Raw genomic sequence first — 12060 nt, forward strand, 5'->3', positions numbered from 1 at the left:
TTTAATAATTCGCTTTTCTAATCGTGAAATATACGATTGAGAAATACCAAGCATATCCGCTACATCCTTTTGCGTTTTCTCTTCCCCACCTGCTAATCCAAATCTTAACTCCATAATTTGCTTTTCACGATCATTAAGTTGATGTAAAGCTTTTAATAACAGCTTCCTATCTACATTCGCTTCTAAGTCTTTTGTAATGATATCTTCTTCCGTTCCCATTACATCCGAAAGTAAAAGCTCATTCCCATCCCAATCAATGTTTAACGGCTCATCAAACGAAACTTCTGAACGAATCTTGTTATTTCGTCTTAAATACATGAGAATTTCATTTTCAATACATCTCGATGCGTACGTAGCTAGTTTGATTTTCTTTTCTGGATTAAATGTATTTACTGCTTTTATTAAGCCTATTGTCCCAATGCTAATTAAGTCCTCAATATTAATCCCCGTATTTTCAAATTTACGTGCAATATAGACAACTAGGCGTAAGTTTCGCTCAATTAGTAAAGACCTTGCCGCTTCATCACCAGAAGGAAGTTTTTTCAGTAACACTTCTTCTTCATCTTTTGTTAGAGGTGGCGGTAATGCTTCGCTCCCACCAATATAATATACTTCATCTGTTTTAATTTTTAATTTAATTAATAACTTGTACCACCATAACTGTAGCCGAATACGATATGTAGACATTCAATTTCCCCCTTTATTTTTGTTCAAATTAAGAAGCTGAGCTGACTTCTCCAATGACTAATAGCTTAGGATGAATAATTGATTCATATTGTCCTTCAACCGATAATGTTGTATGGCTAATTCCAACCAACACCTTTTCAACATGAATTTCTTGGGAGTTATGAACAATGGTTACATGATCTGGCTTTAGAGCCAACAATAGCTGATTAGACTGTCCGACACTTCTATACGGCACAAATCTCACCCTCGCATACCAGTCATGATCAATATCCTCATCATGCGAAAATGATTGGACATTTTTACTTAATTGAAGCAGCGAGGAAGGAAGGACTTCTTCAAGTAAGGATGCTGCAACAATCATAACAGGTGTTTTCGTTAATGGATCAACAAGCTGGTTACCGCTATCAATAAGACCTTTTGTATGAATTTCTACACCGTTTAAACTAATCTTCACATCCGCTAGCTGATCAAACGTAATGTTTTTCATCTTCATATCTTCAACTCTAGCCTTTGAGAAGTAGGCTAGAATAGGGAAGCCTAAGCATACGAATAACCAGCTGATAGGGTCTCCAAACTGTGGCTGTGTACTCACCATTTCATCTACCAGCAAATATTGTTGATCAAACAAAAAATGAATTCCTACTAACCCACCACCTACGACAAACGTTGAAAAATAAAATGTTAATAAGTTTTCAATAAAAAAGCGAAGGCGCTTATACCCAAAAGCTACTAACACCATAATGAGGGAGAACAGAATTTTAACTGCGGGATGCAGCATAATATCAGAAAATTGAGTAAACATAAGAAGTACAATTAAAGAGCCAATAAATCCCCCTAAGCACAGTCGCCACCATTTAAACTGCCGCTTTAAAACCGTTGCGCATAAAAGCAACAAAATTGTATCTAATCCAAAATTAAGAATCCAGATTAAATCTAAATAGATTGGCACTGATTGAACCTCTCCATTCCTCTTAATCTCTTTTGTTAAAAATTAGTATAAAGCATAATCCAGTAGAAAGTCTGTCATTTCATGGGGGGAAACAAGCAGTATTTTTGAGGAAATAATCCGATATTTGTCATTCTTTATCTATTGAGCAAAGAATAAAGAAAAAAGAAAAACGCGCTGATCTCTTTTAAGATCAGCACGTTTTTTTAGCGTCTACGATTTCGGTTACGTAAGAACGTTGGAATATCTAAAGCATCATCTGATGATTGAGGCTGCGTTGGGCGAGAATATTCTTGTTGAACAGGCTCTTCACGCTTCACTTCACGCTTTGGCGGAGCCACAGGCTGTTGCTGTTGCTGCACACGGTTAGCTGTTAAAGATGGTCGTCCTGGCTTACCTTGAGACAGGTCTTGATCACTAAAGCCTGTTGCAATAACAGTAACAACAATTTCGTCTTTCAGGTTTTCATTGATAACAGAACCGAAAATCATGTTTACTTCTTGGTCTGATGCAGAAGCAACAATGTCAGCCGCCTCTTGAACTTCATAAAGGCTTAAGTTTGTTCCACCTGTAATGTTCATCAGTACACCTTGAGCACCGTCAATAGACGTTTCAAGTAATGGACTTGAAATAGCTTTTTTGGCTGCCTCAGCCGCACGATTTTCACCTGTTGCAATACCGATTCCCATTAAAGCAGAACCCTTGTTAGACATAATTGTTTTTACATCAGCAAAGTCTAAGTTAATAAGTCCAGGTACCGCGATTAAATCAGAGATACCTTGTACACCTTGACGTAGCACATTATCTGCTTCACGGAATGCTTCCAGCATTGGCGTGTTTTTATCTACAATCTCTAATAAGCGATCGTTTGGAATAACGATTAGCGTATCGACAGCTTCTTTCATAGAAGCGATACCACCAGCTGCTTGCGTAGAACGTTTACGCCCCTCAAATGTGAACGGACGTGTGACAACGCCTACTGTTAAAGCGCCGAGTTCTCTTGCGATTTGAGCAATAACAGGAGCAGCACCAGTTCCTGTTCCACCACCCATACCTGCAGTAACGAACACCATATCTGCACCTTTTAAAGCTTCTTGAATTTGTTCTTTACTTTCTTCCGCTGCTTTTTTTCCTACTTCCGGATTGGCTCCAGCACCAAGACCGCGAGTAAGCTTAGCGCCGATTTGCATTTTTGTTTCTGCTTTTGATAAATTTAACGCTTGGGCATCTGTGTTAACCGCAATAAACTCTACGCCTTGAACACCGTGTTCAATCATACGGTTTACTGCGTTGTTACCGCCGCCCCCTACACCGATTACTTTTATCGTTGCTAATTGGTCTACACTTGTATCAAACTCCAACATGATAGTTCCTCCTAATTCATCGAAATTACCAATCCGTAACGTTAATCAAAGAAGTATCCAAAAAACTTCTTCATTAAATTTTGGTCATTTTTCTTTTTTGGCTTCTCATTTGACTGCTGTGGCTGCGCTTGTTGCTGCTGAGGTTTCGCTGCTGGAACAAACTCTTCCTCAAACACTTGCTCTTCCACAACTGGGGCTCCAATTTCACGCCCTTGAATTTTTGCATTTTTATAAGCGAACTTAATGAGACCTACACCCGTTGTGTAATGCGGCTCACGAACTCCAATATAATCAGGTACAGCAATGCGCACATTGTTTTTTAACACAACTTGTGCTAGCTCTAAAATGCCTGGCATTGCTACAACACCACCTGTTAGAACAAAACCACCAGGAATATCTTTGTATCCTAAACGGTTCACTTCCTGCGTTATCATCTCAAAGATCTCTTCTAATCTAGCTTCGATAATATCAGAGATTTCGAGTTGATTAAACTGCTGGTGCTGATCGCTACCAATAATAGGTACGCTAAATACCTCTTCTTCTGATGCATGGTCATAGAAAGCATGTCCATGCTTAATTTTAATAGCTTCTGCATCTTCTGTTGATGTTCGAAGCCCAATTGATAAGTCTTTTGTAATATGTTCTCCACCAATTGCTACTACGGTCGTCACTTTTAAATGCCCTTGATCGAAGATAGCAATAGTAGTAGAGCCTCCGCCGATATCAACCAGTGCAACTCCTAGGTTTTTTTCATCGCGAGACAAAGCAATTGAACCAGAGGCAAGTGGCTGTAAGCAAATATCACTGATTTCTAAACCGGCTCTCTCTACACAGCGTAATAAGTTATGTAACACCGTTCTAGACCCCGTAATAATTGTGCCTTCCATTTCTAAGCGTACGCCAATCATCCCACGAGGATCATTAATTCCCTCTAATCCATCTACGATAAACTGCTTCGGAATAACATCAATGATTTCACGATCAGGTGGAATGGACATAACTTGTGCTGCATCAATTACTCGGTGAATATCTTCATTAGCAATTTCACGATTTTCACTTGATACCGCCACGACACCGTGACAATCTTGTAGAAACACATGGTTCCCACTAATGCCCACGACTACCTTTTTAATTGTAATGCCAACCATTCTTTCAGCTTGTTCTATTGCTTTTCTAATTGATTGAACTGTTGCGTCTATATCAACGATAGAACCTTTTTTTAACCCGTGTGACTTTACATTCCCCACACCAATGATATTCAATGAATCGTTACTCATCTCTCCGATGATTACTTTCACACTGGATGTACCGATGTCTAAACTAACGTATATTTCATTGCTGTTCATTCTTTGGCACCTCCTTTTACATTCTACACATCTTTACTACTTTGACGTAAGAAGAACAACAAACTTTCGATTTAGCTTTTATTATATGAAAATATTCAACAAACTAAGCTTTTTCCCTTTTGTAAATTCAATTTTTTTCGACTTTTTCATGTTAGTCTTTCAATTTCATTCAATTAATTGATTCAAATACGTTTTTATACCGAACGTATATTTTTTCATAGAATAACTATTTACTATAACTATAAGTCTACACCATGAATGAAAGCTAGAAAAGCGAAATTTCAACGTTTCTCTAATTATGTTATCTTTTTTAACATATTAAGGTTATATCACGTTCTGCACTCGCTGTTACAGCCATCAAACGAAAGGGTTGACGGCTATTCACCGCTTTTCTGTTCATTTTTCTTATAGGGTGTAAAAGAGTTTCCTTCCAAATCAATTACGCCTTGTTGTTCTGGCGTTAACTCTTTTACAATAGCTGGATAGTACACAATTTTTTCCGAGAAATTTTTTATCTTTGCACTCACTTCTCTACCATCGTTCATAAACACTTCAACTTGGAGAGGTTCTGCTTTAGTAGGCATATAGTAAATCTCTGAAATAGAACTTGCAAGGCTTACCGGCGTCTTGGCTAATTCCTGTACCATCTCTTGAATAGCTTCTGGGTCATTCCATTCTACAAGCAAAGGAGCACTTGATATCATTTCGCTACTTTTGATTGCTTTAAGAACTTTTCCATTTTCATTGACGGGGAAATATGTACCGTTTGAAAATACGTATGCTGTGCGCTCGTATTCTTTCACTTTAATTGTTACCTTATTAGGAAAGCTTTTAATAATCGTCGCTGTTTGAATTTCAGGATGCTTTTCTACCAGCTCGCTTACCTGATCTTTATCGACTTCCCAATAGCTTGTTTTATTTGTTAGGTTGCTTGCTTTTATAACATCCTTACTACCCACATATTCGTTCCCTATAACTTCAATTTTTGAAATATTACTTAGGGATGATTGCGAATATACAATGAATAGAATAAGGATGAAAAAGAGTGATAAATAAAAGATAAGCCGCCTATTTGTTTTATGCTTACGCTGCTCTTTGAGCTTAGGCACGCGATCTTCAAGAACAATTAACTTGCTTTTATCTTTATCCATTTTGTTTCACCCTTACCCTGTTGAGAAAGCGCCCTGCTTTCCCTCACTCATTTTCCCATTTTCTTGTTAGAATACCTTGATTATAGCATAGAATCAAGGTCCATCCCCTTAGTTTTTGCATCGTTTTGTTATTAACGACCTATTATTTCTACTTCTGTATGCATGTCAATGTCAAAGCGTTCTTTGATTGTTTTTTTTACATGATCAATCAATGCCAAGACATCGCTTGCCGTGCCGTTACCCGTATTTACAATGAAGTTACCGTGCATTTCACTAATTTGGGCTCCACCAATTGAATAACCTTTTAAGCCAGACTTCTCAATTAGATCTCCCGCATAGTTTGGTAGTGGGTTTCTGAAAATACTACCTGCACAAGGGAAGTTCCAAGGCTGTGTTTCACGACGATAATCTTTGTTCTTTTGCATAACTCCTACGATTTCATCGCGAGTTCCTTTCTTTAGCTGTAGAACTGCCTGCACGCAAACCCCTGGGCGCTCTTTTTGTAAAATTGAATTGCGATAAGAAAACTTCATCTCTTTATTTGAAAGCCATTCTAACGTTCCGTCTTCAAATAAAATATACGCTTTTTCTAGTATTTGTGACATATCAGAACCGTGAGCACCTGCATTCATGTAGACTGCACCGCCCACTGAACCTGGAATACCACTTGAAAACTCAAGGCCTGATAAACCCTGCTTTGTAATAACAGTAGCAAGTTTAATGCTAGGGTAGCCTCCTCCTACTGTAACGCGCTCTCCGTCAATTTGTAAATCATCAAGTCCTGCTCCTAACTTAATGACAACACCTTCAATTCCTTTATCCGATACCAATAGGTTAGAGCCGCGTCCAATAGCTCTCCACTTCACGTTATGTTTACGAATAATGTCCATTGCTATTTTTAGATTTTCTACAGAGCTTGGTTCCAAAAGTACATCGGCAGGTCCACCAATCTTCATTGTTGTATGTTTGGACAACGGTTCATTTTCACGAACTCTTCCAATATTTAATTCCATTAATTCTTTTACTAACGCTTCCATAAGAACCTCCTACTAACCATTTTTACTGTTGTCATCCATCATTACATTTATTTATCGTATGACATTCACCTAAAGAATGTACGTCTATTTTAGATTTTAGTGAAGCTTTCAATATTATTTTATCAATTGTTTTAATATATTTCATGCAATAACCTATGTAAACAGGATTTGCTAGCTTATTATAAAAAAATACTCAATCTTTCACATCATATCATAGTTGACAGTAGATTTGGTTATGACAACATTACATTTTTAAAACATTTCATTCAAAAATATCATACACCTGTAAAGAAACAAAATAAACCGCCAATTAACACCTATTTTTCATAGGTTTCATTGACGGTTTATCATTAGGTTTATCGTTAAGTTAATATGGTATCTTTAATAGCGAGAGTAGCGACTAACATTCAGCAATACTCCTACTGCAGCAAGCATTAAAGTCAGTGAAGAACCTCCATAACTTAGAAACGGCAGTGTAATACCGGTAACTGGCATCAATCCAGTTACTACTCCAATATTAATCATAACCTGAATGGCAATCATTGAAATAATCCCAAGTGCTAAGAAACTACCGTATAGATCGGGCGCACCTAGCGCTACTCGTATACCACGCCATAATAACAAGCTAAATAGTACTAAAACCAATGAGCCTCCGATAAAACCAAGCTCTTCTGACAGAATTGCAAAGATAAAATCTGTCTGAGGCTCTGGTAAGTAGAAAAACTTCTGCCGGCTTTGCCCCAACCCTAATCCTAAAAGTCCTCCTGGCCCAATTGCATATAAGGACTGAATAATTTGAAAGCCGCTTCCTAACGGATCTTCCCATGGATCTAAAAACGAAGTGATTCGTTTAATTCGATAAGGAGCAGATAATACAAGTACAACAAATCCTCCTATGCCAAGTAAACCCAGGCCTACAAAGTGACTAATACGAGCCCCTGAGACAAAAATCATAACGATACATGTTCCCACTAGTACTGTTCCTGTTCCTAAATCTGGCTGAAGCATAATGATACCAAAAGCCAGGAACACAAAAGATAAAGCTGGTACCATCCCTTTTTTAAAGGATGTTATGTTCTTTTGATTTTCCGATAAATATTTGGCTAAAAAGGTAATCATTGCAAATTTCATAAATTCCGAGGGCTGAATTGAAAAAGCGCCTACCCCAATCCAACTTTGAGAACCGTTCCTTACCAAACCTACACCCGGAATTAAAACCAATATTAATAGTACAAAACAAATAATGACAAGCGTTTTGGACCACGTTCGCCATGTCCAATAGTCAATGTTCATAATGACAAACATAGCGCATATACCTAACCCAGCAAATAAAAGCTGACGCTTGGCAAAAAAGAATGAATCCTCAAACTTATATGTAGCCCATACTGCGCTTGCACTGTAAACCATAATAAGCCCAATCGTTAAAAGTGCTAGTGTAACGATTATAAGAAAAAAATCTGGCGTAGACCTTTTCGTCGACAATGTCATGCACCTCGAAACAATAGATTAGGGCTCTTGTTTTCTAGGTGTCTAGACAAGCCCTTATTTCAGTTTATGCACAGACTTGATAAACATGTCTCCACGTTCTTCAAAAGTTTTGAACTGATCCCAGCTTGCACAAGCCGGAGATAATAGTACAACATCATCTTCTTCTGAACAGTCATATGCTTCAATTACTGCTTGTTTAACATTATCGACACGTTTAACCACTTGTATTCCTGCTTCTTTTGCGACGCGCTCAATTTTTGGTGCGGTTTCACCAAATGTAATGACAGCTTTCACATGTTCCAAGGATGGTTTTAATTCATCGAATTCATTACCTCGGTCCAATCCACCGGCTAATAAAATGGTCGGCTGTGTAAAAGCAGACAGCGCTACTGTTGTTGCCAATATATTGGTAGCTTTAGAGTCGTTGTAGAATTTACGCTTGTTAATGGTTGTCACATACTGAACGCGATGTTTAACGCCTGCAAACGTTGTAAGCACTCGATATATCGCTTCGTTTGAACAACCCAACAGCTTAACGACCGCAATTGCAGCTAAAATATTTTCTAAATTATGCTTACCTGGTAAAACAACATCTTTTACATTCATAACCGCTTCGTTACAGAAATATAGCTGGTTGTTTAGCAGGTATGCACCATCTTTTACTTCTTCTTTAACAGAAAACGGCACAATTTGTGCAGCAATACCTTCGCTTACTTTCCTCACTTCTGCATCATCCATGTTAACCACAGCAAAATCATCTTGTGTTTGATTTTTAAAGATATTGGCTTTCGCTTGCGCATACTCTTCCTTCGTACCGTGATAATCTAAGTGCGCTTCAAATAGGTTCAAAAATAAAGAAATCTTGGGTTTAAAAGTTTCAATGCCCATCAATTGAAATGAAGAAAGTTCCGTTACAATAATGTTTTCTGACTTTGCTTCCTGCGCCACTTCACAAGCCACTGTACCAATATTACCTGCAATTAGCGGGTTTTTACGATCTTCTTCTAGCATTTTATAAATTAACGTAGTGGTTGTTGTTTTTCCGTTACTCCCCGTAATCCCTATGAAAGGCGCTTCGCTAACTTGATATGCTAGTTCTACTTCAGTAATAATTGAGAGCTTGCGCTTTAATGCTTCCTGAAGAAGAGGGTTAGAATACGGAATCCCTGGGTTTTTTATAATTACATCCACACCATCAAGTAGCTCTAATGGGTGATGACCACAAACCACCTTAATGCCAATAGCTTCAAGTTCCTGAGCTGCATCATTTTCATCATATGGTTTCTGATCGTTCACAACCACTTTCGCCCCTAGACTCTTTACAAGTTTTGCTGCTGCTAACCCACTTTTTGCAAGCCCTAAAATAAGTACTTGTTTATTTTGATAACCATCAATTGTTTTCACTTATATCCACACCTCAATGTAAATTCCAAGCATTGCAAACAATAATCCTACAGCCCAAAATGTCATAACGACGCGCCACTCGGACCAACCGCTTAGCTCATAGTGATGATGTAATGGACTCATTTTGAAAACGCGTCTGCCCGTTGTTTTAAATGATGCTACCTGAATCATAACGGATAACGTCTCGATAACAAAAACACCGCCAATGATAACAAGTAAAAATTCCATTTTCATTAAAATTGCAATCGTTGCAATAGCTCCACCTAAAGCTAGTGAGCCTGTGTCTCCCATGAACACTTTTGCTGGATATGCGTTAAATACTAAAAAGCCTAAAACTGCGCCTACAACAGCGACTGAAAAAATAGAAATCTCCAATTGACCTGCATTCCATGCTAAAACAGCAAAGGCACCAAAGGAAATCGCGCTTGTACCTGATACTAAACCGTCTAGACCATCTGTTAAGTTTACTGCGTTTGAGAAGCCGACCAACCAGATGATTAAGAAGATAACATAAAACCACCCAAGATCAATTGGCGTTGGAATTCCCGGAATCGTTACTTCAGTTGAAAATTCAAATTGTCTAGCGATGAAATAAAAAATAATCGCAATAACCACTTGCCCTAAAAACTTTTGCTTTGACGTTAGACCTAAATTTCGCTTTAATACCACTTTAATAAAATCATCTAAAAAACCTAACAATCCAAAACCAATTGTTACAAATAACAGCAGGAACGTACGATACGTTACCTCTGCATATTGATTAGCCATGATTAGCGTTGCCACAATGATTGATAGTAAAATCATGATCCCGCCCATTGTAGGCGTTCCTGATTTTTTCTGGTGTGATTTTGGTCCTTCATCGCGAATACTTTGACCAAACTTTAATCTTCGTAAAAACGGAATGAATACCGGCGACAATAAAACCGTAATGAGGAAGGCTAAGCCGATGGTTAATAAAATAGCTGGCTCTAGCATGTCATTCCCTCCTCATTTAATGTATTGATGTTTCCTAGTTTTTGTTTCAAACAATTCATTACAAATTTCGCTCCCTAATCATTTTACGTGCTACTTCACGATCATCAAAATCCAGAACTTGATTACCAACAATTTGATAAGTCTCATGCCCTTTTCCTGCAATGACAATAACATCATCTTTCTGAGCTTTTGATACCGCAAATTTGATGGCTTCTGCTCGGTCAACAATCGTAACGAAATTATCTGTTTTAATCCCTTGTTCCATATCATGTAAAATGGCTTCTGGATCTTCACTTCTTGGGTTATCAGATGTTAAGATAGCCTCCGTACTGTAAGAAGCTGCAATGTTCGCCATAATTGGACGCTTTGTGCGATCACGATCTCCACCGCATCCAACAATAGTATAGATATTATTTGTTGCAAATTGCTTTACCGTTTGCAACACATTTTCCAAGCTATCTGGTGTATGTGCGTAATCAACAATGACCGTAAATTCTTGGTTTTCATTTACTAACTCGAAACGACCAGAGACTCCTTGTAATTTCGTTATTTCCTCGACAATAACGGACAGTGGCATATCCGATACTAAGCAAGCTGCAGTTGCTGCTAGTACGTTATATACGCTAAATTTCCCAACAAGCTGCATCGTTACTTCCACGCTCTCCATAGGAGTTACAAGCGTAAATGTTGTACCACCGTTTGTCATTTTAATATTTTTTGCACGTATATCACTTTCATTATCAATGCCATATGTAATGACTGTAGCTGCCGTGCTGCGAATATATTCTTCTGATGCTTTATCATCCGCGTTTAAAATCGCAAACTTAGGGCGCTTGTCGCTATAATAAGCATTGCCTAATTGAGCAAATAATAGCCCTTTCGCTCGACGATAATCATCCATTGTCTCATGATAATCTAGGTGATCTTGAGTCAGATTTGTAAACACAGCAACATCAAAGTCACATCCGTGCACTCTCCCCATATCAAGCGCGTGTGAAGATACTTCCATCATTGCTACTTCAACATCTTCTTCTACCATTTGTCCAAATGTTTTTTGTAAAGTTAGTGATTCTGGCGTGGTATTTTTCACGTCATACGACTGATCGCCAATACGGATTTCAATTGTACCAATGAGCCCTGTTTTCTTTTGCTGCGCTTTAAACATATGTTCGATCAAATGTGTAATGGTTGTTTTACCATTTGTTCCAGTTACGCCAATTAAACGTAATTTTTGCGTTGGGTGGCCATAAAACGCATCTGCTAACACAGCCATTGCTCTTTTGGTACTCTTGACTAAGATAACAGGAACGTCCACATCAAGCGGACGTTCCGCTAGAATAGCCACGGCACCTTTTTCGACAGCTGTTTGCGCAAAATCGTGTCCATCAACCGTATAACCGTTTACGCAAATAAACAGTGCTCTCGGCTTTACTTCTCTTGAATCCATTTCAATTGAAGTAATTTCAATGTTTTTTTCAGGAATTTGCACGAAGTCATGTAAATGTCCTAATAGCTTTCTTAAATCCATTGTTACCATGTCCTCTCTATGTGTAAAGCGAAATATCACCTTGAACATTTTACAGAAAAAGAAGCCACGAGGGAACTCCCTCAAGGCTTAATTGTCTCAAACATACAAGTAGATAGTTCCACTTATAGTGAATA

Annotated in this window: 10 protein-coding genes; all 10 read right to left on the bottom strand. The window is 38.2% G+C overall.

All coding sequences use genetic code 11. The features are described from left to right. Positions 1 to 687: RNA polymerase sporulation sigma factor SigE (gene sigE / locus A2U94_RS04655; protein ID WP_062954431.1), on the bottom strand; the 687-nt coding region annotated here is incomplete at its 3' end. A 28-nt stretch (positions 688 to 715) separates the two neighbouring features. Next, positions 716 to 1636 (bottom strand): sigma-E processing peptidase SpoIIGA, encoded by a 921-nt coding sequence (spoIIGA, locus tag A2U94_RS04660; protein ID WP_025908845.1) that lies wholly within the window; start codon positions 1634 to 1636, stop codon positions 716 to 718. A 203-nt stretch (positions 1637 to 1839) separates the two neighbouring features. After that, complete coding sequence (gene ftsZ / locus A2U94_RS04665) at positions 1840 to 2997, bottom strand: cell division protein FtsZ (RefSeq protein WP_025908844.1); 1158 nt, start codon at positions 2995 to 2997, stop codon at positions 1840 to 1842. Between the two features lie 41 nt (positions 2998 to 3038). After that, on the bottom strand, positions 3039 to 4343 hold the full coding sequence (gene ftsA / locus A2U94_RS04670) for a cell division protein FtsA (protein ID WP_025908843.1): 1305 nt from the start codon (positions 4341 to 4343) through the stop codon (positions 3039 to 3041). 377 nt (positions 4344 to 4720) lie between these two features. Further along, positions 4721 to 5494, bottom strand: a complete 774-nt coding sequence (locus A2U94_RS04675) for a cell division protein FtsQ/DivIB (RefSeq protein ID WP_025908842.1) — start codon at positions 5492 to 5494, stop codon at positions 4721 to 4723. A gap of 131 nt (positions 5495 to 5625) precedes the next feature. Further along, a complete protein-coding gene (murB, locus tag A2U94_RS04680) occupies positions 5626 to 6531 on the bottom strand; it encodes a UDP-N-acetylmuramate dehydrogenase (protein ID WP_025908841.1) in 906 nt (301 codons plus the stop codon). A gap of 381 nt (positions 6532 to 6912) precedes the next feature. After that, positions 6913 to 8019 (bottom strand): stage V sporulation protein E, encoded by a 1107-nt coding sequence (spoVE, locus tag A2U94_RS04685; protein ID WP_035320307.1) that lies wholly within the window; start codon positions 8017 to 8019, stop codon positions 6913 to 6915. Between the two features lie 54 nt (positions 8020 to 8073). Continuing rightward, complete coding sequence (gene murD, locus A2U94_RS04690) at positions 8074 to 9423, bottom strand: UDP-N-acetylmuramoyl-L-alanine--D-glutamate ligase (RefSeq protein ID WP_025908839.1); 1350 nt, start codon at positions 9421 to 9423, stop codon at positions 8074 to 8076. Then, entirely contained in the window at positions 9424 to 10398 is a 975-nt protein-coding gene (mraY, locus tag A2U94_RS04695) for a phospho-N-acetylmuramoyl-pentapeptide-transferase (protein WP_025908838.1), read from the bottom strand. A 58-nt stretch (positions 10399 to 10456) separates the two neighbouring features. Next, entirely contained in the window at positions 10457 to 11926 is a 1470-nt protein-coding gene (locus A2U94_RS04700; RefSeq protein WP_025908837.1) for a UDP-N-acetylmuramoyl-L-alanyl-D-glutamate--2,6-diaminopimelate ligase, read from the bottom strand. Positions 11927 to 12060 lie beyond the last annotated feature (134 nt).

The sequence above is a fragment of the Bacillus sp. VT 712 genome (genome assembly GCF_001614195.1).
Classification (GTDB): Bacteria; Bacillota; Bacilli; order Bacillales; family Bacillaceae_H; genus Priestia; species Priestia flexa.